The organism is Pseudomonas sp. FW305-E2, assembly GCF_058782925.1.
On sequence record NZ_JBYSYE010000044.1, the window covers coordinates 15930 to 40744 of the forward strand.

The 24815-nt window shown below is 60.4% G+C and carries 26 protein-coding genes, 4 tRNA genes and 2 pseudogenes; 11 read left to right on the forward strand and 21 right to left on the reverse strand.

Annotated elements, in window-relative coordinates; all coding sequences use genetic code 11:
- Window positions 1-16: 16 nt before the first annotated feature.
- The 4 genes from AC3WLP_RS23440 to AC3WLP_RS23455 all read right to left on the reverse strand — a co-directional run bounded on the left by AC3WLP_RS23440 (window position 17) and on the right by AC3WLP_RS23455 (window position 4852).
- Window positions 17-901, reverse strand: a complete 885-nt coding sequence (locus tag AC3WLP_RS23440; RefSeq protein WP_014859427.1) for a LysR substrate-binding domain-containing protein — start codon at window positions 899-901, stop codon at window positions 17-19.
- A gap of 45 nt (window positions 902-946) precedes the next feature.
- Complete coding sequence (locus AC3WLP_RS23445) at window positions 947-2386, reverse strand: amino acid permease (protein ID WP_178085920.1); 1440 nt, start codon at window positions 2384-2386, stop codon at window positions 947-949.
- Window positions 2387-2528: 142 nt separating this feature from the next.
- Window positions 2529-3800 carry a cystathionine gamma-synthase family protein gene (locus AC3WLP_RS23450; RefSeq protein ID WP_012051143.1) on the reverse strand — a complete coding sequence of 424 codons (1272 nt, stop codon included), beginning with the start codon at window positions 3798-3800 and terminating at the stop codon, window positions 2529-2531.
- A gap of 167 nt (window positions 3801-3967) precedes the next feature.
- A complete protein-coding gene (locus AC3WLP_RS23455) occupies window positions 3968-4852 on the reverse strand; it encodes a homocysteine S-methyltransferase family protein (protein ID WP_178085921.1) in 885 nt (294 codons plus the stop codon).
- A gap of 118 nt (window positions 4853-4970) precedes the next feature.
- On the opposite strand from AC3WLP_RS23455, the gene AC3WLP_RS23460 reads away from it, so the two are divergent.
- Both AC3WLP_RS23460 and AC3WLP_RS23465 read left to right on the forward strand, forming a co-directional pair.
- Entirely contained in the window at window positions 4971-5792 is an 822-nt protein-coding gene (locus AC3WLP_RS23460; RefSeq protein WP_003247511.1) for an ABC transporter substrate-binding protein, read from the forward strand.
- Window positions 5789-6610, forward strand: coding sequence for an amino acid ABC transporter permease (locus tag AC3WLP_RS23465; protein ID WP_003247513.1), 822 nt, complete (start codon window positions 5789-5791; stop codon window positions 6608-6610). The genes AC3WLP_RS23460 and AC3WLP_RS23465 overlap by 4 nt, the downstream gene beginning before the upstream one ends.
- 61 nt (window positions 6611-6671) lie before the next feature.
- On the opposite strand, the gene AC3WLP_RS23470 is transcribed toward AC3WLP_RS23465, so the two are convergent.
- The 3 genes and pseudogenes from AC3WLP_RS23470 to AC3WLP_RS23480 form a co-directional block, all read right to left on the reverse strand.
- Window positions 6672-7031 (reverse strand): hypothetical protein, encoded by a 360-nt coding sequence (locus AC3WLP_RS23470; RefSeq protein ID WP_012051140.1) that lies wholly within the window; start codon window positions 7029-7031, stop codon window positions 6672-6674.
- A gap of 5 nt (window positions 7032-7036) precedes the next feature.
- Window positions 7037-7288: pseudogene (locus AC3WLP_RS23475) on the reverse strand (type VI secretion system tube protein Hcp); the annotation flags it as partial.
- Between the two features lie 119 nt (window positions 7289-7407).
- The gene (locus AC3WLP_RS23480; protein WP_088513544.1) at window positions 7408-8337 is read right to left on the reverse strand and encodes a malate dehydrogenase; all 930 of its coding nucleotides are present in this window, start codon (window positions 8335-8337) and stop codon (window positions 7408-7410) included.
- A 433-nt stretch (window positions 8338-8770) separates the two neighbouring features.
- Here AC3WLP_RS23480 and AC3WLP_RS23485 point away from each other — a divergent pair, with 433 nt between their 5' ends.
- Window positions 8771-10156, forward strand: a complete 1386-nt coding sequence (locus AC3WLP_RS23485; RefSeq protein WP_088513545.1) for a GntP family permease — start codon at window positions 8771-8773, stop codon at window positions 10154-10156.
- A gap of 64 nt (window positions 10157-10220) precedes the next feature.
- Here the strand turns inward: AC3WLP_RS23485 and AC3WLP_RS23490 are convergent, their stop codons facing one another.
- The 10 genes and pseudogenes from AC3WLP_RS23490 to AC3WLP_RS23535 form a co-directional block, all read right to left on the reverse strand.
- Window positions 10221-10448 (reverse strand): hypothetical protein, encoded by a 228-nt coding sequence (locus AC3WLP_RS23490; RefSeq protein WP_014755271.1) that lies wholly within the window; start codon window positions 10446-10448, stop codon window positions 10221-10223.
- Window positions 10449-11126: 678 nt separating this feature from the next.
- Complete coding sequence (locus tag AC3WLP_RS23495) at window positions 11127-11537, reverse strand: NUDIX hydrolase (protein WP_088513546.1); 411 nt, start codon at window positions 11535-11537, stop codon at window positions 11127-11129.
- Between the two features lie 87 nt (window positions 11538-11624).
- Window positions 11625-12080: a GFA family protein gene (locus tag AC3WLP_RS23500; protein ID WP_010951906.1), complete on the reverse strand. Its 456-nt coding sequence runs from the start codon at window positions 12078-12080 to the stop codon at window positions 11625-11627.
- Window positions 12081-12261: 181 nt separating this feature from the next.
- Complete coding sequence (locus tag AC3WLP_RS23505) at window positions 12262-12732, reverse strand: helix-turn-helix domain-containing protein (RefSeq protein WP_088513547.1); 471 nt, start codon at window positions 12730-12732, stop codon at window positions 12262-12264.
- Window positions 12729-14150 carry a type II toxin-antitoxin system HipA family toxin gene (locus tag AC3WLP_RS23510; RefSeq protein WP_088513548.1) on the reverse strand — a complete coding sequence of 474 codons (1422 nt, stop codon included), beginning with the start codon at window positions 14148-14150 and terminating at the stop codon, window positions 12729-12731. The genes AC3WLP_RS23505 and AC3WLP_RS23510 overlap by 4 nt, the downstream gene beginning before the upstream one ends.
- Window positions 14151-14341: 191 nt before the next feature.
- On the reverse strand, window positions 14342-14731 hold the full coding sequence (locus AC3WLP_RS23515; protein WP_041167277.1) for a hypothetical protein: 390 nt from the start codon (window positions 14729-14731) through the stop codon (window positions 14342-14344).
- Window positions 14724-16124, reverse strand: a complete 1401-nt coding sequence (locus AC3WLP_RS23520; protein WP_088513549.1) for a PAAR domain-containing protein — start codon at window positions 16122-16124, stop codon at window positions 14724-14726. Before AC3WLP_RS23520 ends, AC3WLP_RS23515 begins: the two co-directional genes overlap by 8 nt.
- Window positions 16125-16242: 118 nt before the next feature.
- A pseudogene (locus tag AC3WLP_RS23525) lies at window positions 16243-16401 on the reverse strand (Fic family protein); the annotation flags it as partial.
- Window positions 16402-16652: 251 nt separating this feature from the next.
- Window positions 16653-16728, reverse strand: a tRNA-Thr gene (locus AC3WLP_RS23530).
- A 71-nt stretch (window positions 16729-16799) separates the two neighbouring features.
- Complete coding sequence (locus AC3WLP_RS23535) at window positions 16800-17210, reverse strand: pilin (RefSeq protein ID WP_012051131.1); 411 nt, start codon at window positions 17208-17210, stop codon at window positions 16800-16802.
- A 216-nt stretch (window positions 17211-17426) separates the two neighbouring features.
- Here AC3WLP_RS23535 and AC3WLP_RS23540 point away from each other — a divergent pair, with 216 nt between their 5' ends.
- The 4 genes from AC3WLP_RS23540 to yacG are packed head-to-tail and all read left to right on the forward strand — an operon-like array spanning window position 17427 to window position 20324.
- On the forward strand, window positions 17427-18635 hold the full coding sequence (locus AC3WLP_RS23540; protein ID WP_088513551.1) for a type II secretion system F family protein: 1209 nt from the start codon (window positions 17427-17429) through the stop codon (window positions 18633-18635).
- Between the two features lie 2 nt (window positions 18636-18637).
- Complete coding sequence (locus tag AC3WLP_RS23545; RefSeq protein WP_088513552.1) at window positions 18638-19504, forward strand: prepilin peptidase; 867 nt, start codon at window positions 18638-18640, stop codon at window positions 19502-19504.
- Window positions 19504-20127, forward strand: coding sequence for a dephospho-CoA kinase (gene coaE / locus AC3WLP_RS23550; protein ID WP_014755239.1), 624 nt, complete (start codon window positions 19504-19506; stop codon window positions 20125-20127). The genes AC3WLP_RS23545 and coaE overlap by 1 nt, the downstream gene beginning before the upstream one ends.
- Window positions 20124-20324, forward strand: a complete 201-nt coding sequence (gene yacG / locus AC3WLP_RS23555; RefSeq protein ID WP_003247540.1) for a DNA gyrase inhibitor YacG — start codon at window positions 20124-20126, stop codon at window positions 20322-20324. The genes coaE and yacG overlap by 4 nt, the downstream gene beginning before the upstream one ends.
- A 126-nt stretch (window positions 20325-20450) precedes the next feature.
- Here the strand turns inward: yacG and AC3WLP_RS23560 are convergent, their stop codons facing one another.
- Window positions 20451-21158: an energy-coupling factor ABC transporter permease gene (locus AC3WLP_RS23560; protein WP_019437917.1), complete on the reverse strand. Its 708-nt coding sequence runs from the start codon at window positions 21156-21158 to the stop codon at window positions 20451-20453.
- An 86-nt stretch (window positions 21159-21244) separates the two neighbouring features.
- On the opposite strand from AC3WLP_RS23560, the gene AC3WLP_RS23565 reads away from it, so the two are divergent.
- The 4 genes from AC3WLP_RS23565 (at window position 21245) to AC3WLP_RS23580 (ending at window position 24047) form a co-directional block, all read left to right on the forward strand.
- Window positions 21245-21676, forward strand: a complete 432-nt coding sequence (locus AC3WLP_RS23565) for a hypothetical protein (RefSeq protein ID WP_088513553.1) — start codon at window positions 21245-21247, stop codon at window positions 21674-21676.
- A gap of 55 nt (window positions 21677-21731) precedes the next feature.
- Entirely contained in the window at window positions 21732-22361 is a 630-nt protein-coding gene (locus AC3WLP_RS23570; RefSeq protein WP_003247546.1) for a DUF1780 domain-containing protein, read from the forward strand.
- 132 nt (window positions 22362-22493) lie between these two features.
- The gene (locus AC3WLP_RS23575; RefSeq protein ID WP_008091951.1) at window positions 22494-22667 is read left to right on the forward strand and encodes a DUF3094 domain-containing protein; all 174 of its coding nucleotides are present in this window, start codon (window positions 22494-22496) and stop codon (window positions 22665-22667) included.
- A gap of 84 nt (window positions 22668-22751) precedes the next feature.
- Window positions 22752-24047, forward strand: coding sequence for an NAD(P)/FAD-dependent oxidoreductase (locus tag AC3WLP_RS23580; RefSeq protein WP_014755235.1), 1296 nt, complete (start codon window positions 22752-22754; stop codon window positions 24045-24047).
- 192 nt (window positions 24048-24239) lie between these two features.
- Here the strand turns inward: AC3WLP_RS23580 and AC3WLP_RS23585 are convergent.
- From AC3WLP_RS23585 to AC3WLP_RS23595, 3 genes are all read right to left on the reverse strand, one after another.
- Window positions 24240-24315, reverse strand: a tRNA-Lys gene (locus AC3WLP_RS23585).
- Between the two features lie 5 nt (window positions 24316-24320).
- Window positions 24321-24397: transfer RNA gene (locus AC3WLP_RS23590), tRNA-Pro, on the reverse strand.
- Between the two features lie 4 nt (window positions 24398-24401).
- Window positions 24402-24477 (reverse strand) — tRNA-Asn (locus AC3WLP_RS23595).
- Window positions 24478-24815: the final 338 nt, after the last annotated feature.

Genomic DNA, 24815 nt, shown 5'->3' on the forward strand with positions numbered 1-24815 from the left:
CAGATAGCTACGTAAATTAACGATGCGCCATGGCCACCAGCCAATGGCTGAACGCCTGGGCATCGGGGGACAACGCTTCACCCAGGCCGCGTACCAGGAAAAACGACTCGCTTGCCTCGATACGCTGGGCAAAGGGAGCGACCAGCCGCCCCTCCTGCAGCAGGTCCTCGACCAGCGACGAGCGTGCCAACGCCACCCCGAGCCCCAGCTCCGCCATGCGCAGGGTCGACACCAGCGTGTCGAACTGCAGGCCACTGGAAGAGTCGACCTGATCGGCGCCGACCCGCTCCAGCCAGTAGCCCCACCCCTCCTCGTAACCCAGCACATGCAGCAACGGCACACGGGCCAGGTCGCGCGGGTCGCGCAGCGGGCAACCGGCCAGCAGCGCGGGTGCGCACACCGGCACCAGCATGTCGCGGGTCAGGCGCTGCGCCTCTACCCCGGCCCACTGCCCGCTACCCCAGCGGATTTCCAGATCATCTTCGGCATCCAGCTCCTTGACCCACAGGTTGCTGATGTAGCGGATGTCCACCTGCGGGTGCGAACGCCGAAAGTCGGCCAGCCGCGGGGCCAGCCAGAAGTGCAGGAACGACAGGCTGCCCCGTACCTTCAGGGGCCGACGTTGGCGTTGCCCGAAGATTTCATTGGTGCCGACCGCAAGGCGGCTGATGGCGTCCTGCACCACCGGCAGGTAGGACTGCCCTTCTTCGGTCAGCCCCAACCCGCGTGGCAGGCGCTTGAACAGCGCCACACCCAATTGGCTTTCCAGGTGACGAATCTGTTGGCTCACAGCCCCTTGGGTAAGGTGCAGCTCTTCTGCCGCATGGGTGAAGTTCAAGTAACGCGCCGACACTTCGAAGGCTCTCAGCCAGTTCAGGGGGGGCAAGGTTTTCTGGGTCATCGGCGGCTTCTCGTGGCTAGGTTCCGGTGGCCTAGTATCACCTGCTCAGGCGGCCTCGGAACCTGGGGCGACGATTTCCAGCGGGCCCGTACGGCGGCTGCGGTACTTGCACGTCAGCCAATAGGCCAGGTAGCACCAGGCAATGAAGGGCAAGCCGAAGTACAGGGCAACCCGCTGAGCAGGGTCGAAGGCAATGCCGACGCAGGCCAGTACGCAGCAGAAAATGGCCCCCAGTGGTACGAACGGGTAGCCACGCACCCGGAACTTGAGGTCCTCGAGCTTGCCGCCGCTGGCGATGTAATGACGGCGGAATGCGATCTGGCTGGCCGCGATGCTGATCCACACCACCACCACGGCCAACCCTGAAATCGACACCAGCGCCAGGTAGATGGTGTCGGGGGCAAACACACTGCTCAACAGCGAAGCCATGCCGCCAGCCATGCTCAGCACGATTGCATTGAAGGGTGTGCCGCGGCGCGACAGCGTGGCGTAACGGCGGGGCATGTTGCCTTGGTCGCTAAGGGTCCAGAGCATGCGCGAAGCGGCGTAGAGGCCGGAGTTGGCGGCAGACAGCAGCGCGGTGATGATGACGAAGTTCATGATATCGGCCGCATACGGGATACCAATCATCGCAAAGACCATCACGAACGGGCTTTCAATAACCCCGGCCTGTTCACGCGGCAGCAAGGTGGCCAGTACAAAGATGGTGCCGATGAAGAACAGCGCCAGGCGCAGGACCGTGGTGCGAATGGCCTTGGGGACGTTCTTTTCCGGGTCTTTGGTTTCGCCGGCAGCAATGCCGATCAGCTCGGTACCCGAGAACGCGAAGGCCACTGCCAGCAGGGTCATGGCAATTGACCAGAAACCGGTGGGGAAAAACCCTTCACGGGTGAAATTGCCCAGCCCTGCACTGTGCGCCTGCTGGATCTCGAAGCCACCCAGAATGGCCCCGCCGCCCACCACCAGAAAGGCGATGACGGCCAACACCTTGACCAGTGACAACCAGAATTCGGTTTCGGCGAACGATCGCACCGAAATGATATTGCTGATGAACACCGCGGCGCCGAACAGCGCACTCCACATCCATACCGGCGTGTCGGGGAACCAGCGCACCATCAGGATGCCCGCGGCGGTGAATTCGGAGCCGATGGCCACCGTCCAGGTCAGCCAGTACATCCAGGCCACCATGTAACCGGTGCCCGGGCCGAGGTAACGCGTGGCGTAACTGCTGAACGAGCCGACTTCCGGCATGTGTACCGCCAGCTCGCCCAGGCACATCATGACCAGGTACACCATGATTGCGCCGAGTATGTAGGCGATGACCGCGCCCAACGGGCCGGCCTGGTTAACGGTGTAGCCCGACGTGAGAAACAGGCCGGTGCCTATCACACCGCCCAGTGCCAGCATGACGATGTGGCGGGTTTGCATATCCTGCTTGAAGGTATGCGCCGAGGCATTTCTAGTTGTGGTTGTCTGCACGGACATTGTGGGTTACTCATGAAAGTTGGCGGGCAAGGACGTAGCAACGACCTCGTCTTGGCAGAGCGAATCGAGTTGCCTTGCATATTGTTTTTGTTCGACTTCATGAAGTGGCACCCACCGCACGGGTGAGTGCTACGCGCCAGCCTCAGGCCTGCACCGGGCGCTGGCAGGCGTCTGCGTCAGCGTGCAATTCCTTTGCGACGGCCAGTTCCTCACGCACCGATGCACAGGCCTGTGCCAGGTCCGCCAGCAGGTCATCGGTTTCCTCGATGCCCACTGAAATGCGCACCAGCCCTTCGGAAATGCCCAGCGCCAGGCGTTCTTCCAAAGTGTTCTCGACATGGCTGGTGGTGCGCGCCGGGCCATAGATGGTCTCAACCGCGCCGAGGTTGCCGGCCCGGTGGGCATACTTCAGCCGCGGCAGCAAACGGGCCACGGTCGGCATGCCGCCCTTCAGCACGAAGCTGACAATGGCGCCAAACCCGCGCATTTGCGCCTTGGCAATGGCATGCCCGGCATGCGCCGGCAAACCTGGGTAGTTCACCGCCTCGACCAGCGGCTCGGTACTCAGGTAAAGGGCCAACGCCATGGCACTGGCTTGCTGCTGGCGCAGGCGCACTGCCAGGGTCTTGATACCGCGGATGATCAGGTAGGCCGAGAACGGGTCCAGCGCCGCACCGTTGATTTCCCGGTAGTGCCGCACCTGGGCCATCAACGCCTCCGCGCCGCACACCACCCCACCCAGCACGTCACCATGCCCGGACAGAAACTTGGTTGCGCTGTGCACCACCACATCAACGCCCAGCGCCAGCGGGTTCTGGTTCAGTGGCGTGGCAAAGGTGTTGTCGGCCACCACCAGCGCCCCCACCTTGTGCGCAGCGGCGCTCAGCCGACGAATGTCCAGCACCTTCAGCGTCGGGTTGGTGGGGGTTTCCAGGTACAGCAGGTCGCAACCGGCGGCAATCTCGCGCTCCAGCGCTTCAGTGTCCAAGGTATCGCACAGGCACACTTGCACGCCCATGCGCGGCAGGAACTCTTCGAAGATCTTGTTGGTGCCGCCATAGCTGTCGCGGGTCGACACCACGCGTTTGCCGTTGGACAGGAAGGTGTGCAGCACGGCACTGATGGCCGCCATGCCGCTGCTGAACGCGACTGCCGACTCGGCTTGCTCCAGCTCGGCCAGTTTTGCTTCCAGCGTGGCGACCGTGGGGTTGCTCATGCGGCTGTAGATGAAGCCCGGCTGCTTGCCCTGCGCCACGTCGTACCAGGCATCGATATCGTTATAGCCATAAGCGGCGCTGACCACGATCGGGGTCTGCGTGGCGTTGTACGGGTGCTGTACCTGCTCCCCGCTCCACACGACCCGCGTCCCCACACCGGCCGCAGCATTGCCCTCGAATTTTTCGTTGTTGTTCATATCCGCTTCCCGCCCAGCTGAGTTGTGTACACCGATGCAGCATCGGCCTTGAGCGGACTATAGGGAGATGACGGAGGCCTGAAAAACGATGGAATCCGGGTCTGACTGGCGTTTTTTTTAATGGCTGCGGGCCGGGCGCTGCAAAAGCCGCCCGGCCACGTGGGCGCTTAGGCCAGGTTGCGTTTCAGCTCGGCGATGTGCTCCGGGCCGATGCCACAGCAACCGCCGACCATGCTGGCACCCCGCGCACGCCAGTCCTTGGCCCATGCCAGGTAACCCGGCGGATCGAGGTCTTCGCGCAGTTCGTCCAGGCCATCGTTGGCAGTGGCTTCTTTGGGCTGCGGCGGGAAGGCGTTGGCATAGGCACCGATGGCAATCTCGGCGTTGTGCCGCTCGATGACGGAGCGCGCGACATCAATGGCGGCGCCGACCACCTCAGGCTGGCTGCAGTTGAACAACACCGCAGCCACTCCCAGGCTCACTGCGGCTTCGATGGCTTCGGCCACCGGTTCACCGGAACGCAGGCGCGGAACCTCGTCGACGTCCTCGTCCTGCAGGGTGAAGGACACCCAGAACGGCCTGCCGTCTGCCGGCAAATGGCTATGAATGGCCCGCACTTCGGCCACGGAACTCTGGGTTTCGGCCAGCCACAGGTCAACATGCGGGGCCAGGCCCTGGAGCAACGGGGTCAGCACCTCTGCCACACGCTCGGGCTGGAACAGGTCGGGGCGGTAGGACCCGAACAGCGGCGGCAGCGAACCGGCCACCCTGACCGGGTGCGCGCCGCTATCTGCCGCGTGCCGCGCAAGCTGGCCTGCGATATGGGCCAGCTGTCGCCCTTCGGCGGCAAAGCGTTCTTCACCGATGTGGAACGGCACTACTGCATAGCTGTTGCTGGTGATGACCTGCGCACCCGCCTCGATGAAGGCTGCATGCACGCCCACGACCGCCTCCGGCGCCTCGCTCAGCGCCAGCGCCGACCACTCGGGCTGGCGAAACGGTGCACCACTGCGCTGCAGCTCTCGGCCCATGCCACCGTCCAGAATTACCATCGTTCGCTCTGCCATATAACTTCTCTGAAGGTTCTTATGAATAAAATTCATTATGGGGATTAGGGTTATAACTATTAAATACCCTATCACCCATTTGCCCAACATATCAGGTATGTACATGCGATTTTCTTCTCTGCTGGGTGCGGGCCTTGTACTGCTCGCAACTGCCACCCAAGCCTTTGCTGGCGCCACGTTGGAGCGAGTTGAATCGCGCAAGGAAATGGTTAACGTGCTGATGGAAAGCTACCCGCCGTTTTCCTTCCTCAATGACCACAACCAGCTCGACGGTTACGATGTGGACGTGGCCAAGGCAGTGGCCGACAAACTCGGCGTCAAACTGCGCCTGGAAACACCGTCCTGGGACGTGATTGCCGCTGGCCGCTGGAGCGGGCGCTACGACATCTGCATTTGCTCGATGACCCCGAGCAAGGCGCGCGCCGAGGTATTTGACTTCCCCGTGGAGTACTACGCATCGCCCGCCGTGATCGTGGTCAATGCCTCGGATGAGCGCATCCATGGCGCCAAAGACCTGGAAGGCCGCAAGGTGGGTTCGATCAGTGCATCGAGCTACGAAAGCTACCTGAACAAGAACCTGGTCATTGAAGGCAAGGAAGACCAGAAGATCGATTACCCGTTCGACTTCGTGCAGGCTGCGCCCTACGACACTGAAAACGTCGCCTTCCAGGACTTGGGCCTGGGCACTGGCGTGCGCCTGGACGCCATCATTACCAACCTGGTGACCGCGCAGCCGCGCCTGCAGCAGGACAAGCGCTTCAAGCTGGCCGGTGCGCCGCTGTATGAAGAGCCCAACGCGGTAGCCATCGAAAAAGGCGACCCTGAGTGGGATGCCAAGGTACGCCAGGTGTTCGCCGAGCTGAAGGCTGATGGCACCCTGGCCAAGCTGTCGCAGAAATGGATTGGTGCCGACATCAGCAAATGAGCACCTTCCCTCCCTCCCCCAAGCCCGTGGCAAAGCCTGCGGGCGCCGGCCTGTTCGGCTTTCGCACCCGGTTACTGCTAACCTGGCTGGCGCTGTTCGGGCTGTTTGTCGCCTTCTTCCTCAGCTTTGACCTGAAGTTCGCCATCATTCTGGAGAAGTTTCCCAACCTGGCCGGTTTCAAGCTGGGGCCCAATGGTTTTCTGCAAGGCGCCGCACTGACCCTGTTCCTGTGCCTGTGCTCGATGGTGGTATCCGTGCTGCTCGGCTTTGCCGCCGCGCTGGCACGGTTATCCAACAGCGCGGTGCTGGTGGGTGTGGCCAGCTTCTACACCTCGTTCTTCCGTGGCACGCCGCTGCTGATCCAGATTCTGCTGATCTACCTGGGGCTGCCGCAGGTGGGCCTGGTACCCGGCGCCATCAGCGCCGGCATCATTGCCTTGTCGCTGAACTACGGGGCCTACCTGAGCGAGATCTTCCGCGCCGGCATCCTCGGCGTGGCCCGTGGGCAACGTGAAGCAGCATTGGCGCTGGGCATGCGCACGCCGCAGATCTTCTGCCACATCATCCTGCCCCAGGCCATGCGGGTGATCATTCCGCCCACCGCCAACCAGTTCATCTCGATGCTCAAGGACTCGTCGCTGATTTCCGTGATGGGGGTTTGGGAGGTGATGTTTCTGGCGCAGTCGTATGGGCGTTCGAGCTATCGCTACCTGGAAATGCTGACCACCGCCGCCGTGATCTACTGGGTGCTGTCGATACTGCTGGAGCTGCTGCAGGCGCGCCTGGAACGGCATTTTGGCAAGGCTTATCAGCGCTGAGGGCTGCACGGCTCGTGCACAACCGACAGGCCTGACCGCGCCCCATGCAGGAGCGGCCAGGCTACGCGTAAGTGAAAACAATCAGCGCGGTAGCCAGCAGGATGTGAATGACCAACAGACTCACCAGCAGTCGTCTCATGCTTGAGGGGAAACGTTTGACTTCATCGAAGTCAATCAACCCCCTGCGCACGAAGAGGCTCGGAATAGCCAGCACCATGGAGATCAACCCCGTACGCATGACCTTGCCCAGAAGGCCTGCATGTTGAAACGTGATTTTATTGCCGGTCACGAAGCTACAGCGCGTTAGCAACGACTCGTAGTACTCAGTGTATTTATGTGCGATGAAACACTGTACGACCATCGCCAGCATCATGGGTGCAAGAATCAGAATCGCAATTAGCCCAGGCTCAACTTCGTTCACTCCGATACTTCCTTGAGATGCGGGTCCGAGCAGCTGGCTTCCAGCCGCCTGCAACTCGCGCTGTCGAGAAACTTGGTGAACGTGAAGTTGGTCAAGGTGGTACGTCCCGATGTTGCACCGCCGGAAGAACTTGCGGTAGCCGACGTGCTTTGATTGACACCGAAGTTGTAGCCGTTGATCTCGATCCAGTTGGTGTACTGCTCATCCAGCGCTTCGCCAGCGATGTCGTCGATTTGGATGAAAGCGTCGAAAGCCATGCCTACCTCTCCTTGGTAAGGGTGGGTCTGAACCCCAATGAACGGGTGTGACAGGTACGGAGGCAAAGTGTTCCCCCCACTGCCCGAGCCGCCACACCCGATGCATGACGCTTCAAGCCCTACAACGCCTTCATCTCTGCAATATCCCGCGCCACCTGATCTGCAGAGTGGTCGAACATCGCCTGTTCCTGCACATCCAGCGGCAACTCGATCACCCGCGCAAGCCCCTTCTCTGCCAATACACAGGGCACACCCATGGCGATATCCGTTCGCCCATACTCGCCCTCAAGAATCGCCACCGCCGGCAAAATACGGTTCCGCCCGTTGGCGATCGCATCGACCATCTGCGCAATGGCCACGCCCGGTGCATCGCAGGCGCTCCCCGTCTTCTTCAACCCCAGAATCTCGCCGCCGCCCTTACGGGTGCGCTCGACAATCTGTTCGATCTGCTCGCTGGACAGGAAGTGCGACAGCGGCACGGAGCCGATCTGGCAGTAGCGCATCAGCGGCACCATGCTGTCGCCATGCCCGCCCAGCACCAGCGCCGTGATATCCCGTGCAGAAAACCCGGTTTGCTCGGCGATGAAGCACTTCATGCGCGCGGTATCCAGCACCCCCGCCTGCCCGAACACCTTGTCGCGCCCCTGACCGCTCACGCTCCAGGCGCGGTAGGTGAGCACATCGACCGGGTTGGACACCACCAGCACCGTCGCTGTCGGCGCGTGGTGCTTGATATCCGCCATGATGCTGTCGAGGATTGGCAGGTTGGTACTCAATACATCCTGGCGCGACTGGCCGGGCTTGCGCGGCACGCCCGCCGTGATCACCACCAGCTCGGACCCCTCCAGCATCTCGGCTTTGGCCCCGCCGTGAACATGGGTATCGGAACCTGAATCCACAGCCGCCTGCCAAACGTCCAGCGCCTTGCCCTGCGCCAGTTCACCCTGCACGTCCATCAACACCAGCTCACGGCACAACTCATCCCGGGCGATGATCTGCGCCGCCGCCTCGCCGACCAGGCCGGCACCCACAATCGTTAATTTGTTCACCAGACACCTCCCAGCGGCGCGCGCCACCAGGAACACGCCTGCGTATAGAGAGAAGTATTGCCTGCCGGGGCTAAATGGCCACCCAAGACGATGCGACGACCTTCACTTGACAGTATTCCATGGCAGCGCGAATACTTTGGCCAGATTCATATAGATGACCATACAACAAGGTGAATCAATCAGTGAACATGCTGCCCAAGCGCCCCGTCGCCACACCACCGCCCACCGGCTTCAGCGCCACGCCTCCCTGCTGCCCATCTTCCGTTACCAGGCGGCCGCCTGTGAGCGGCAGCTAGCGCAACGCCGCGTTCCCTTCCTCGAAACCGTAGCAGCAGCCCCAACGGCAGCCACCTAGGCATGCCCCGTGGAAACGCCCGTCACGCCTTCAAACCCTGAGTGCAGCCCGAGCGCCAGCCCAACCGAGACACCTTGAATGACCCCCTTAGATATACAGCTATTACTGACGGCACTGGCCAGTGTTCTGGTGCTGGTGGCGCTCATCGTTTCGCGCCTGAAAATGCACCCGCTGCTGGCCTTGCTGGTGGTGTCCATTGGCGTGGGCTTCGCGACGCATATGGCGCCAGGCAGCATCGTCGCCCACCTGCTCACCGGCGCCGGCAAGACACTGGGCGCAGTGGGGGTGGTGATTGCGCTGGGTGCGATGCTCGGCAAGATCCTGGCTGACGCCGGCGTCACGGAACAGGTCGCGGATGTCATCCTCAAGCGCACCTCCGACCGCATGATCCCTTGGGCCATGATGCTGGTTGCCTTCGTTATTGGCATCCCCATGTTTTTCGAAGTCGGCCTGGTGATCATGCTGCCGCTGATATTCAGCGTGGCGCGCAAACTGGAAAGCCAGGCGCGCTTCAAAGGCTCGGCGTATGTGTATGTAGGTGTGCCGGTTATTTCGGCGCTTGCCGCCATGCACGGCATGGTACCGCCGCACCCAGGCCCCCTGACCGCCATCGCCGTGCTCAAGACCTCGGTCGGGCCCACCATGCTCTATGGCTTCCTTGCCGCCATTCCGGCAATGATCCTGGGCGGCCCGCTGTACGGCATGTTCATTTCACCGCGCATGAACACGCGGCCCGATCAGGCCTTGCTGGACCAGTTCACACTGGCTGAAAAAGCCGATGGCCAACCCCGCCCCGGGGTAATGGTCGGCATGCTGGCCGCATTGCTGCCGGCCATCCTGATGCTGGTGCATGCCGTCGCCGAAATGCTGCTGCCCAAAGGCAATGCGCTGCTGGAACTGGCCAGCTTCCTGGGTAACCCGCTGATCGCCATGCTGCTGGGCGTGCTGTTCGCGGGCGCCAGCCTGGTGCTTGCGCGCGGCGGCGACGCCGAACAGCTGCGCGATGCACTGGGCAAAAGCCTCAAGCCGATTGCCTCGATCATCATGATCATTGCCGGTGGCGGTGCCTTCCAGGAGATGCTGACCAGCGCCAAGGTTGGCGATGCCATTGTGCACCTGACCCAGCAATCTGCCTTCCCTCCCCTGATCCTGGGGTGGCTGATCGCGATGTTGCTCTCGGTGTCTACCGGTTCCGCCACGGTCGGTATCGTAGGGGCTGCCGGCTTGCTGGCGCCGCTGGCAGGTGCAGACCCCAGCCTCAACCTGCCTTTGCTGGCCTTGTCCATCGGCTGCGGTTCGCTGTTTTTCAACTATGCGAACCATGCGGGCTTCTGGATGGTGAAGGAGTCGTTTGGCATGACCATGGGCGAAGCCACCAAGACCATCTCGGTGGTGCAGTCCATTGTGGCGGTGGTCGGGCTGATGGTGGTGTTGATGTTGAATGCGGCCATCACCATAGGTTGAACTCGAGTCAACGGGGGCTGCGCAGCAGCCCCAATCTGGCCCCACCCTCGAGCAACGATCTGGCCTAACGCTGCAGATCCTGCTCGCTTCGTTCCATTACCTTCCCACACTGCTCGCTGGCCAACCGGCTGATGATCCGGATCGCCTGATGGATACCGGCCGTGTTGCGAAAACTCAGCCGCGGGTTGTGTTCGCACTCGAGCATTTCGTCGTGCTGGACCAGGGCTTCGCCTAGCAGTTCGAGGGTCCAGGCGTAGCTTTGGATGGTGGAGAGGCGTTCTTGGTCAGACATGGCGGGCCTCCGGTTGGGGGGAGACGAAGCGGGGCTTGCTGAAGGTGAAGTAGCGCAGGGCCGTTGCGGAACGGCGGAGGAGAACGGATGCGAGGATCCTGGATGGACTTGAGATGAGCATGCATGCGGTCCTTTTCGATTGAAGCACCACGCTGACCGTCGCCAAACGATTAGGGTGGCAGCTGTACGCAGGTTGGCGAACCGAGGAAAAGGAACTCGGCAGACCCGAAGGTCTCCCACGCACAGCCGCCATTACACGAAACTGCGGACGCAAAAAAAGCGCCTGCAATCGTGATCGGGGGCGCCGATGCGCCTTTTCGTTCGGGTCGCCAAACCCGGTCGCGGAGTTGGCCGCGACTGGAGCACGGTAGCGTCGTGGGGGCTGCAATGCAAGGTTTGGGGGGATGTGAATGGACGCTGGGAGTTGTAGGAAACGTCGGCTAAAACGGGTTGGTATCAAGATCTAGTTGAAGGTTGGTAGCGGCGTAAATGGGGAGACAGGAGTCGAATCAGGCACCTGAAAGCTAAAAAAACCATCGAATCAGTTATTAGATCTTCTCGAACGTATACCTAAATCCAAAGATACAATCTGCGACACCTCACTCACAGTCTTTGCTGCAAAGGTGCGCTGACTAGCGCGATGCCGGTCTGACTACCCAGGAAAAGCTGTAAGCGCACTTAGGCGTCAGTGAGCCTTTTCCGAAGAAAGCTCAAAGCATCCTTGAAAACCTGATACCAATTTTCAGAGGGCTCGCTCATGAGAGGATGCCAAAAGAATCTGAATTCATGGCCTCCATCATCTTCTGCAAAATGCACCCAAGTATCAGGAAGGTCTTGGTCAACATAACATTCATGAAATGCCCATGTGTGTCCAGTTACGATGGAACGCCTCTCCCCCAAATGTCGCCCAACTGTCGACTGAATACCTGCTTCTTCTTTCAGCTCTCGAACTGCAGCCAGGTCGGTTGACTCACCTGGCTCGACACTGCCTTTGACCAGCTGAAAGCCTGCTAATGGATGCTCGAACGCTAAAATTTCCAGCGTTTCTCGGCCTCGCAGGACTACAGGACAAGATTTTTCTGCTTCCATGCCGTCACACCTCCGATCCTTACACGTGAGTTGGGAAGCATAAGCGAAGCAAGCTGCCTGACCGATGAGCCCGCCTTCATCTTGACCTCACCCTTGACCCCACTCCGGGTTACCTTCATACCGCAGCCACCCCGCAACCCCCACTCCCCCATCTACCCGATCCTTAGGATGAACACGCCCTTCACTAACCGGCACATCTGCAAAATCAAACGGACTCATCCCCTCAATACACGCAACATTCACACCATACTGATCCGGCGCAGAACGCCGCTGGTGGAAGGTATAGATACCGCACCTCGAGCAGAAGTAATGCTTAGCTTCCCGTGTATGGAACTGATAAAGGGTCAGTGCCTCCTCCCCTTGCGTCACAGTGATATCGCCTAGATTGGCTGACACGGCCACGGCCCCGCGCATGCGGCAGAGCGAACAGTTGCACCTGCGCGCGGTACGCAGACCATCGGTCAAACGCAGTTCAAACCGTACAGTCCCGCAATGGCAGGCTGCTTGGTAAACAGGGCGATCATCCTTTTTTTCATCAGTCATAACGTTCCCCTGCCTGAGAAGGCAACCTGGATATCCACGAGAGAAAGGCCCAAATCTATGTACTTTAGCCTGACACTATGATTGCCTCCCGGGAGGTGGTGTAACTGAACCAGACTTAATGCCGCAACCAATGAGTTAGATAAAAAGTGGTATGAGACTTTATTTGCATACCACATCAATCTCACTGTTCCTGACTGCTTTTCCTTGCCCGTGACGATGCCGGCCTCGACACTGCCTTCTTCGCTTTGGCTGCCGCTGGGCTTTTCCCTCGTTTCGGTCCGGCCACCACGCAGGAACTGGCCAGCGGCGCGGCCACAGCGATTGGCCCACCAACCTTCAACTGGCCGACAGTGTTGCCGACGAGCGTTGCAGTGGGCTTATCTTTGGTAGTCATCACCATCCCCATCCGCACACCAAAGAGACGCAGCACGGCCTCCAAAGTGCTGAGCTTCGGATTCGACTTCCCGCTTTCCAGTTCGTACAGGCTTTTCGTGGACATCTTGCACATGGCCGCGAAGGTCTCTTGGTCAAGCCCGGTGACTTCGAGCCGTAGACGGCGGATGGATGCCCCAATTGGATCGAGCCCCGCCGCGTTGCGCTTGACGATATCCTCTACAAGCTGGGCGCGCTCTTCAGGCTGTAGTTTTTTCATCGCAGTCCCCACTCCACGAGTCGCTTGTCCAGGTTATTCACGGGTAGAGAGGCTGCATTGCGCATCGATTCGGGCGCATCGGTCAGCAGATCGGGCAACGCCCTGAATGCCTCAGCCGCATTCATCAACCGTTGCAGCAGGACATCGGGATCAGTGTAACCAACAAGCTCAGCGCAGTTGTCGCGCCAATTAGAAGACCCCTTGCGCTCTGCTGCCCACTTCGTCGTCCGTGTGATGCCCTCTTCATCGAGGATCATTGGCGCGAGGTCATAGATTGGCGCCAAACAAAACCTCCCACCCACACGCATGATGGAAGTGTTGCGGCCGTGGTTATCGGTGTTCCCTAGAATGCGGTTCAGCAGATCGCGCCGCACATACTCGAACACCAGGTCGTCCACCTCATCCTGCTGGCCGTTATCGATCCATAGGCCTACCAGTCGGTGAACCACTTCGGCATGCGCCATCGGATGCGCGTAGCCGGTAATACCGCAGATCGAGTACACCGACTCCAGCGGTATCCGCTCCACCACGCCATCCACTACTCGGCGATCAAATCGTGGCATCCAGAGGCTTGGCTTCACTGCCTCTTCAAGCGCCAAACCATCAGTGGGAACCGTATCAAGGCCGAGGCCAGCAACCGCCTTGTAGTAATGAAACTCTGTTCGCAGGATGTCCTGGTCGCGCTCGCCGCCTCGATTACGCGCGAACTTGATCAGCCAGTGACGGCACGCCTGGTCATCGGGGAGCATCGCATCCGCATACAGAGCACCGCCGTGGGCTTCGGTCATGACCAGCTTGGGGGCTTGCCCGTTGGCACCGGTAGCACCGCCCAACGCCGCGCCGGTTTCATAGGCGTACTCAAGAAATTCGTTCGTCCTGTCCACGACCTCAGCACGCGCGAAAGCCTCGCTCCGATCCGGCTGAAGGCCTTCCACCGATTCCTTGATGCGCAGGTGCCCAATAGGCGCCGGCGTGAAGCGCTCCAGAAGGTAAAGCCCCATTTCCACACCTTCGGGCTTAAGACGCCCATAGCGGGATTCAAGAGAGTCCTTGGCAGCACCAGAGGGAATGATGTCGTAGAGGAATGCTGGATATCCTTTGACGTCATGGTGGTCCCAGTTCAACGGAAGGTTAACGCTTAGGGCGAGTTCGCAACGATCCTCCATGCGATCAACGTTCGCGATGATGTAGTCGCCGTCGTAGGCGACAAGGCACCTTCCATCAGCAACACGCTCGGGGTTCTCAACCGTGAGTGTCGCTGCATCGCGCCATGCACCATCGGAGAAAGCCTGGATCGTGAGTCTGAGCGGCATCGGGACACCTTTAATCAGTACTTTAATGCTGATTATCATAGTGCGCATGGCAGGAATCGGCAATATTTTGCTGATTAAAAGCTTAAGCACGGATAAAACCGGCATCACACTACCGATTATGCATTCACAGCGCGCGGGAGGGCGGGCTAGAGGTCGTTGCTGCGCCTGGAAGGCAGGAAGTGTGATTCAACCTTTGGGTTATAGGACCATGTTTAATTGCGTTGGGTAGGTGGTGGATGGCACGGGCTTCGCCCGCGTTCGCGGGTAAACCCGCTCCTACAGGGGGGGTGGAACGGCTACGCCTTGATGAATCCATAGGTCACCCACATCCAAGCGAAGCCAAAGGCCGTCAGCCACGTGGATATCTGTAGAGCCAACTTAAGTTTTGCAGGGAAGTTTTCTAGTTCTTCGATGTCCAGATGCCCTCGGCGCATATGTACGCCAGGCCAAATGAGTATTCCACAAAGAAACGTTATCAGCAGCCACCGAGCGCCAAAGCGCCGCGTGCCCAAAAACAGTTTCATTTGCTCCAGGCCGGGATGACTTTGGATAGCCGAGGTTGCAACAGTGAAATTTCTTGTACCCGCGATGAATGCACTGACCGCACAACCGGCCAACGCGATCACGAACGGACACGCCAGCATTATCCACTTCAGCCACACGGGCCAACTCTCGAACTCAGTCATAATGTGATTCGTAGATCAGCTCGCCCATTTGCTCACCGCCCTCCGCACCGGCGATGCTCCCAGCAAAAGCCCCTCCCCCGACCAGCGCAATGCCACATACCGGCGCCCCGAAACCCGCGGTACCAGCAGAGAACACCCCACATACAGCGAGCGCAGTGATCCCAGCAATCTTGCCACCCACGATCCCTCCCGCCAGCCCCCCAGCGAAAGCACCTGCCTCAGACAAACGAATTTTTTTGCAGGCTTCGGTTTCCCCTGCACGGCAGGCCTCTTGGACTTTCAGATAGGAAGATGTACCACCTAAGCCAATTCCGACATGCCCACCATACCGAAGGTACTTACTAAGCTTCGCCACTTTGTCCAAGTATGTGGCGTACCCAGGAATCTGCCCTGGCCCACCGGCTTTCGACCAATGATGCACAAGACTCTTGGTCGAGATATTCAAGCTTTTCTTCAGCCGCTCGTAGGCCCCTAGATTCAGATGTTTATTTAGAAAAGTCGCCTTCAGCTGACCATCTAGCTGCTCCAATAACAGCCGTCGTTCGGCGAAGAACGATGGACTATTCAGATGGCCATGGCGCAGAAATTCTTGCTGATGCAAACGCTCGATGTTGCCAAGTGTGCTGCGAAGCTGCCGGAGGCCGTGGTCCATCATGTCCTTACCCACACCCATGGAGAGACTGGCGTCACTAAGCAGTCCGGCAATTTCAGCCTGATACTCCATCATGAAATCTGACTCGGCAAAATCGAGTACAGCCAAGGAACGTCGTGCGCGCTCGGCGGCCGCCATGAGTTGGCCCTCCTCCTGGGTGCAGGCATAACCGTTATCCGGATCGCCGATGACGAAGATTTCCCCTGCCTTGAACCCCTGCTCGAAAGTCGGGTTCAGGCGTTGCAGGTACGAAATGGGCAAGGTCGAATCATGGCTAGTCAGCTCCAACAGAATCTGCGGGAACGACATGCTCCGCGGCACCACATAGAATCCCGGCTGCATCTGCCCAGGCAACCCGCCAACCATAGCGGGCGAAGCCCCTGCCAAAGCGCTAGAGCTCCCAGAGCCAGCGGGTTTGAGGCTAGTGCGTACGGCAACCGGCAGCCGCGGCGGGGGCATTTCCACTAAAGGCGCCACCACCCGGTTGCTACCCTCTGGGCAACCGCAATCAACTAACGCGCCATCCATCGCGACTGGCTGGCCATCCGAGATGAAGTGCCACACCCCTTCGACGACCTTTCCTTCCAGCCCGCAAAGTGGACAAGGTGTGGTGGGATCTCCCATCCTCAGGACCATTCGTCCCTCGTCGAGGTAACCTTCCCCGGTGGCGATGCAAATCGCACCTGTGGTGGTTACATCACCGTCTACTGCTTGGCCAAGCCCATCCAGACTGACGCGCATTTCAGAGTCCCTTGCGAACTGTAGGAGCGAAAGAACCTAACAGCTAAGAAGGGGCAAATGAGGCCTCGAGCAGCTAACGAGACGATTCCTACGAGCAACGCGGATTTAGGACTAGGCACGACCTAACGGTTTGAGAACTAGACTCTGTCTGAAAAAAGCCGTCGTCCCTTTCCAGCCTCAGCTTGCGCAGAAATTCGAGCTCGGCCAGAACGGCAACCAGCGGCGAGTCGAAGGACGGGTTCAGTAGCTGCAGGTCGCGGTGAGAAAACTGGGGCATCTCAAAATTTTCTCTAAACGGGAAAATCATTATCTAGAAAAATTTCGGTTCTCACCCCGTAAACACTGGCCAAAACCTGATCGACAGCTAACCATTATCTAAAAATACGTCCAACCCTAAGTGGAAAACTGCGAACCGTTACGTCAAAAACACGCAGATCCGTGGGAAAAAAAGCGGGAACAAAAAAACCCGCACAAGGCGGGCTTCTATTGGTGCCAAGTAGCGAGAAATCGCCATAGGCCAACTGATTCTGGTGCCGGAGACAGGAATCGAACCTGCGACCTTCGCGTTACGAGTGCGCTGCTCTACCGACTGAGCTACACCGGCGTGTAGCGCAACGTACCACTGCTCACACCCGTAACGCAAACCCCTGTTTCCGCTGGTTTATTGCCCTGCCCTCAAGCCCCCTTGCACCCTTTGGGCGCCAGGTCTTCCTCGATGTCGGTCGTGCACGCCCAGCCGCTGGCCGAACGCGTCAGGGTCAGGGCCTTGCCCAGCGCGTTGGCCGGCGCATCCACCAGGGTGCAGACAATGCTGCCGCTGCCATCCGCAGCCTTGCCGCTCGCCGTGATCGCACAATGCGCCGTCGCCGGCTGGCCACCCAGGGCGGCGACATCCGCTACATCCTTGCCATCATTCAGCCGCAGATCCATCGCCGTCTTCAGCGCGCTGATCTCCAGCAACCCGGCCGCGGCCTTGGAGCGTGCCTGGTGGTTGGTGTACATCGGTAAGGCGATGGTCGCCAGAATGCCGATGATCGCGACGACGATCATCAGTTCGATCAGGGTGATACCGCGTTGCCCTTTCATGAACGTAGTTCCTTTTTGATTCGCTTACACATTGAGGTCAGTTGCGCCCCAACCGGCAGCGGCGCAGTAGGCCTGAACAGACACCTTTTGTCACCCCTGCCCGCACGGGCGTCATCTTCGCTGAACTACTCTAGTGAGCATCACGGACGCGTGCCCTTGCATGGACGCGGCAAGCTGTTTCCAGGCTTGTCGCCGGGGCTGAACAAGGACCTTTGCATGACTTCATCTTCACTTCTGTACCGCTGGCACGGCACCGACGCCAATGGCACGCCGGTCAGCGGCCAAACACCCGGGCGCAGCCCGGCTTATGTGCGCGCCGGGCTGATTCGCCAGGGCATCACGGTGGCGAGTTTGCGGCCGGCAAGCGGGCTGGCGTTCAGCTTGCCAAAGCGGCGCGAAAAGGCTGACCCGGCGGGGTTCAGCCGGCAGTTGGCGACGTTGCTCAAGGCCGGCGTGCCGCTGCTGCAGGCGTTCGAGGTGATGGGCCGTAGTGGTTGCGATGCGGCGCAGGCGGCGTTGCTGGAAAGATTGAAACAGGATGTGGCCTCGGGCCTGGGGTTGGCGGATGCGTTGCAGCGTCACCCGGCATGGTTCGATGCGCTGTATTGCAACCTGGTACGGGTGGGCGAGCAGTCCGGTACGCTCGACCGCCAGTTGGAGCAGCTGGCCGGCATGCTGGAACAGCGTCGGGTGCTGCACAAGAAGGTGCGCAAGGCGATGATCTACCCGCTGCTGCTGTTGCTGACCGGGCTGGGGGTGTCGGCGATCTTGTTGCTGGAGGTGATTCCGAAATTCGAGAGCATGTTCTCGGGCATGGGCGCGGCGTTGCCGGCATTTACCCAATGGGTGATCAACTTGTCCACAGGGCTGAGCCAGTTTGCGCCGCTGCTGCTGGTGATGGGCTTGGTGCTGGGTGTTGCCGTGCGCCAGCTTTACCGGCAACACGCGCCAGCGCGCCTGTGGATATCTCGGCGGGTGCTGGGCTTGCCCGTGTTTGGCAAGTTGCTGGGGCAGGCCGCGCTGGCGCGGTTTGCGCGCAGCCTGGCAACGTCCTACGGCGCCGGGGTGCCGTTGCTGGATGCGCTGGGTACGGTGGCGCGGGTAACGGGTGGCGACCTGCACGAGCAGGCGGTGTTGCGGCTGCGCCAAGGCATGGCCAATGGGCAAGGGCTGAACCAGGCGATGGCCGGTGAACCGCTGTTCCCCCCCTTGCTGGTGCAGTTGACAGCCATCGGTGAATCCAGCGGCACGCTGGACCAAATGCTGGAAAAAGCCGCCAGCCATTACGAGGAACAGGTCAGCCAGGCGCTGGACCAGTTGACCAGCCTGCTGGAGCCGGCCATCGTGCTGATCCTGGGCTTGCTGGTGGGTGGCCTGGTGGTGGCGATGTACCTGCCGATCTTCCAGTTGGGTAGTTTGATCTGAACATGACTTTATGGGCTTTGCTGGCTGAACAGCCAGCGTATTTCCTCACCCTTGCCACGGTGCTCGGCCTGCTGGTGGGCAGCTTTATCAACGTGCTGGTGTATCGCCTGCCGATCATGCTGGAGCGGCAATGGCAGCGTGAGGCGCAAGAGGTGTTGGGGCTGCCGACCACGCAGCACCCGCGTTTCGACCTGTGCCTGCCCGCCTCCCGGTGCCCACACTGCGCGCACCAGATTCGTGCGTGGGAAAACATTCCGCTCATCAGCTACCTGGCCTTGGGCGGGCGCTGTTCGTCCTGCAAAAAACGCATCAGCCTGCGTTACCCGGTAGTGGAAGTGGCCAGCGCGCTGCTGTCGCTGGTAGTGGCCTGGCGCTTCGGCGCTTCGGTAGAGGCGTTGCTGGCGTTGCCGCTGACCTGGTGCCTGCTGGCGCTGAGCCTGATCGATGCGGACCACCAGCTGCTGCCGGATGTGCTGGTGCTGCCGACCATGTGGCTAGGGCTGATCGTCAATGCCTTTGGCATCCATGTGCCCCTGGTCGACGCACTGTGGGGCGCAGTGGCCGGGTACCTCAGCCTTTGGACGGTGTACTGGGTGTTCAGGCTGGTCACCGGCAAGGAAGGCATGGGCTATGGCGATTTCAAGCTGATGGCGCTGATCGGGGCGTGGGGGGGTTGGCAGGTGCTGCCGTTGACGCTGCTGTTGTCGTCGGTGGTGGGGGCGCTTGTTGGCCTGTGCTTGCTGCGTTTTCGCCGGCATACCTTGGGCACGGCTATCCCGTTTGGCCCTTATCTGGCAATTGCGGGGTGGATTGCCGTGCTCTGGGGTGATGAAATATACGCCTCATACATGCAACTGCTTGGATACTGATGACCACTGCGGCCTTTACCCCCTGGATTCTCGGCCTGACCGGCGGCATTGGTAGCGGCAAAAGCGCCGCTGCCGAGCGCTTTGTCGAGCTTGGCGTGCACCTGGTCGATGCCGACCAGGCGGCGCGCTGGGTTGTCGAACCTGGTCGCCCGGCCCTGGCCAGCATCGTCGAGCGCTTCGGCCCGGGCGTGCTGCAGGGCGACGGCCAGCTCGATCGTGCCGCCCTGCGCCAGCTGATATTCGCCGAGCCGGCGCAACGCAAATGGCTGGAACAACTGCTGCACCCGCTGATCGGTCAGGAGATTTTCAGCTATCTGGCCAAGGCGCAGTCGCCTTATGCGGTCTATGTGTCGCCGCTGCTGATCGAATCGGGCCAGCACCATAAGACCCAACGCGTACTGGTGATCGATGCGCCGCAGGACCTGCAAATAGCGCGTACCCTGGCGCGGGACAACACCAGTGCCGAGCACGTGCAGGCCATTTTGCAGGCGCAGTTGGCCCGTGAGGATCGCCTGCGCCATGCCGATGATGTGGTAGTCAATGACGGCGGCCTGGCCGCGCTGCATGAGCAGATTGACCGCCTGCACCACTTTTACCTGACTTTGAAAGGAGGCCAGCCATGAGCCAGCCATTGACCGTCGATTGCCCAACTTGCGGCGCGCCTGTGGAATGGAGCGAAAAAAACGCGTTCCGACCGTTTTGTTCGGACCGTTGCAAGCTGATCGACCTGGGGGCCTGGGCGGCTGAGGAGCACAAGATTGCGGGGTCGGAAGGGTCCGAAGATGAGCTGTATTCGGGGGACCTGGAGCCGCGGCATTGAGCTGATTGCAAGGCGGCTGTGCCGACCTGTGGGAGCCTTGTGTCGCGAAAGGGCTGCGAAGCACACAAGGCCGCTCCCACAGAGACCGCGTCAGGTTTTAGATGTGATGGCAGAGCCGCCGCATGATCACCGCTCATCTTCCTTCCAGGGCGCCTGCAAATACCGTGTGCGGTTGAAGGTTTCCAGCCACTCGGGGCAAAACACCACCAGCGCACTGATCACCATGCCGTTGATGAACGCCTCGGGGAACATCATCAGCCACAGGTAGCCGACAAAGTCGCTGAGCCATTCCGGCAGGGCAAACCGCCCGTCGAGCCACAACAACCCTAGCGCCGCCGGTACGCAAACCAGCACGGTGAGCGCTGCCGGGAAGAACCCCGAACAGAAGATATAAACGAACAGGTTTCGCGGCTGGGCGCGCTCGACCACTATCGCGCACACCTCGGTAATCAGCACCGGCAAACCAATCAGCAACAAGCCGTTCACCCCCAACGCCGCCAGGTCTTGTCGCCCAAGCGCCAGCAAGCCAAGCTGGGCCATGAAGCCACCCAGCACCGCCAGCGGCCAGTCCAGCAACAGGGTGACCGCCGTCATGCCAATAAAGTGGTACGACACCCCGGTATCAAAGTCGCGCCGCACCAGCCACAGCGCAAACAGGCAGAACACGGTGCCAAACAGCAAATGCTGGCGGCGCCGGTCGGTAAACAGTTCCACCCAGCGAACCCGGCTCACCGCCCAGATCAACAACGGCACATAACCCAGCCAGCCAAGGGTAAGGGTGGTGCCGGATAACACCTGCGCGCTGATCACCTGAACAATACCCTTTGCGGCCATGTGGATAAAACCGAGTCTACACCCATTCTCCCATTCCTTCGGCTGCGGTAGGCTGACGCTTCCGTTCGATGCAGGAAGCATTGGTCATGCTGGAAGGAACCAACCCCGCCCTGCTACTGGCAGCGGCACTCAACGCCATCATCGGTGTACTTCACCTGGCCATCATCGCCGTGGGGCCGCGTTGGTACCGTTTTTTCGGGGCCGGTGAGCGCATGGCGGTGGCCGCCGAAAAGGGCCGCTGCTACCCGGCGCTGATCACCGCCGCCATCGCCTGCGTGTTGCTGGCCTGGTCGGCCTATGCGCTATCGGCTGCCGGGGCGATCGGGCGGCTGCCCTTGCTGCTGCCAGTCATTTGCCTGATCACCCTGGTGTACTTGCTACGCGGCCTGCTGGGGCCAGGATTGCTGGCGGGCACCGGGCGTTCGCAGCGTTTTATCGTGGTCAGTTCGCTGATCTGCCTGGGCTTTGGCGTGGTGCATCTGGTCGGGCTGGTGCAGCAGTGGCCGGTGCTGGGCTGATTTTCACGCTTAAACAGCATCTTACCGTCATCGATTAGCGGCTAAGCTTGTCTGCATGGATGACTCAGACTACCTGCGCCTGCTTACCATCCAGGCCGAACAAGCCAATGCCTTTCTCTCCAACGCCCGTAAGTGGGAGCGGGAGCGTTGGGTGTGCCAGCGCCTGTTGCAGGGGCTGAACATTCCCTACCGCAGCGAGGACTTCACCCCGGCGGGGCAGGAGCCACCAGACGTGCTGTTCCGCGACGCCGCCTTCGAGGTGTTTTTCGTGCTCGACGAGGGCCGCCGGCTGAACGATGAATGGCGCGAGGAGCTGCAGCGGCGACGCAGTGCGTTTTCCCTGGCACAGCTGGTACGCCGCGAAGCACGCCCGCGGCGCATCAGTGCCACCGAACTGCTGGGGCGCCTGGCGCCCACCTTGCGCAAGAAGGCGCACAATTACCGGGAACGCGGGCTGGAGTTGAACGAGCTGGACATCATCGCGTTCTCCAGCCTCAAGCGCGAAGTGCTCGACCTCAACACCCACTTCCCGCCGCCTACCGAATACCTGCGCCAGGGCTGGCGCTCGCTGTCGCTGGTCGGGCCAACCTTTGCCCGGGTACTGTTTGCCCACCCCGATGCGCCGGATTTCCTGCGCGGCAACCTGGGCCGCAGCATCGTCTTCGACGTAGGCATCAGTCTTTGATCCAGTGCAGCGACTGTTTGCGATGGCGTACACTCGGCGCCAGGGATAGAAAGCATTATCATTTGTTTCAAGCGCCTGCGCGAACGCTGTAGCGTTTGCGCAGTCACAAACGTCTACCTGACGAGGCCCACCATGACCAGTCGCCTGAACCCGGAAGATCAGCGTCGTGTCGATGAGTATCTGCGAGCCCCCCAGCACCAAGTCGAGCGCAGGCCCTTCCGGCCGTGGCTGCTCCTTGTGCTGGTGCTGGCCGTGACCATCGGGTTGGGTCTCATCAGCCGCCTGCTGAGTGGACTGGTGCTATGAGCTGCTTCGCGCTCGCCCTCCCCTCGTGCAGTTTGCGGCCGGCCCCCAGGGCCACGAATTCCGTAAACCTTATGAGATATTCCCATGACTCATCGCATCGTGATTGTCGGCGGCGGCGCCGGCGGCCTGGAACTGGCGACCCGCCTGGGTAAAAGCCTGGGCAAGCGCAAGCAGGCCGAAATCACCCTGGTCGACACCAACCTCACGCACATCTGGAAGCCACTGCTGCACGAAGTGGCCGCCGGCTCGCTGAACTCCTCGGAAGACGAACTGAACTACGTGGCTCAGGCCAAGTGGAACCACTTCAATTTCCAGCTGGGACGCATGAGCGGCCTGGACCGTGAAGGCAAGCAGATTCAACTGGCTGCCACCCTCGACGAAGAGGGCCGTGAGCTGCTGCCTGCGCGCACCCTGGGCTACGACACCCTGGTGATTGCCGTGGGCTCCAACACCAACGACTTCGGCACCCTGGGCGCAGCGCAGCACTGCCTGTTCCTGGATACCCGCAAGCAGGCAGAGCGTTTCCACCAGCAACTGCTGAACCACTACCTGCGAGCCCACGCCGGCGACGTGGCCAGCGAGAAAATCAGCGTGGCCATTGTCGGCGCCGGTGCCACCGGTGTAGAGCTGGCGGCCGAGCTGCACCACGCTGCCCACGAGCTGGCGGCCTATGGCCTGGACCGCATCCAGCCCAAGGACATGCACATCACCCTTATCGAGGCGGGCCCGCGCGTTCTCCCGGCGCTGCCGGAGCGCATCAGCGTACCGGTTCACAAAACCCTGGAAAAACTCGGGGTGAAGGTGATGACCAACGCCGCAGTCAGTGAAGTGACCGAGGACGGCCTGAAAACCAAGGACGGTGAAGTGATCCAGGCCAGCCTGAAAGTGTGGGCAGCCGGTATCCGCGCGCCAGGTTTCCTCAAGGACATCGATGGCCTGGAAACCAACCGCATCAACCAGCTGGTCGTGCGCCCTACCCTGCAAACCACCCGCGACGACAACATCTTCGCCTTCGGTGACTGCGCCGCCTGCCCGCAACCCGGCAGCGACCGTAACGTGCCGCCGCGCGCACAGGCGGCGCACCAGCAGGCATCGATGCTGGCGCAAAGCCTGAAGGCGCGCCTGGAGAACAAGGCCCTGCCGACGTACGCGTACAAGGACTATGGCTCGCTGGTGTCGCTGTCGCGTTTCTCGGCGGTGGGCAACCTGATGGGTAACCTGATGGGCAGCGTGAAGCTGGAAGGCTGGCTGGCGCGGATGTTCTATGTGTCGCTGTACCGCATGCACCAGATGGCGCTGTACGGGTTCTTCCGCACGGCGTTGATGATGCTGGGCAGCAAGATTGGCCGGGGTACCGAGCCGCGCCTGAAGCTGCACTGACAGGCGCCCGCATGCCCTGTAGGCGCGGGTTTACCTGTGAATGCGATGGTGGCTGCACTGCCGCATTCGCGGGTGAACCCGCTCCTAAAAAGGGGGCGGTGTGGCAAATAGATGCAGGTGGGATTTGCACCGATGGGCGCATTTTTCGAGGCAAAAGAAAAAGGGCATCTCATGCGAGATGCCCTTTGTTCATGGTGGGTCGTGTAGGATTCGAACCTACGACCAATTGGTTAAAAGCCAACTGCTCTACCAACTGAGCTAACGACCCAAAAATGGTCGGGGTGAGGGGATTCGAACTCCTGACATCCTGCTCCCAAAGCAGGCGCGCTACCGGACTGCGCTACACCCCGAGATTGGCTCCGCGACCTGGACTCGAACCAGGGACCCAATGATTAACAGTCATTTGCTCTACCGACTGAGCTATCGCGGAACTGAACTTCGGTACAACTCCGAAGACTGTGTTCGCTTCGGACTCTTTAGCTTCTTCGCTTTCGCGTTGTCGCTGCTGAGGCCGGCTATTCTACATTCTTCGTTTTGCTTGTCAACCACTTTTTTTCATTCAACTTACTGATTTGTAAGTTGTTTTGCGATCACTGATGTTGCTGGTGATTCGCTTAGTGCCTGACAACGCGGCGTATATTAGGGGCACTCTAAATTTGATGCAAGCAAAAATTTCAAAAATTTCAGACGGTTACCCCGGATTGGCGCAAAGGCCCGAAATAGCTGGGCTGTGCCGGCCCTTTCACGGCTAAACCCGCGCCTACGAGG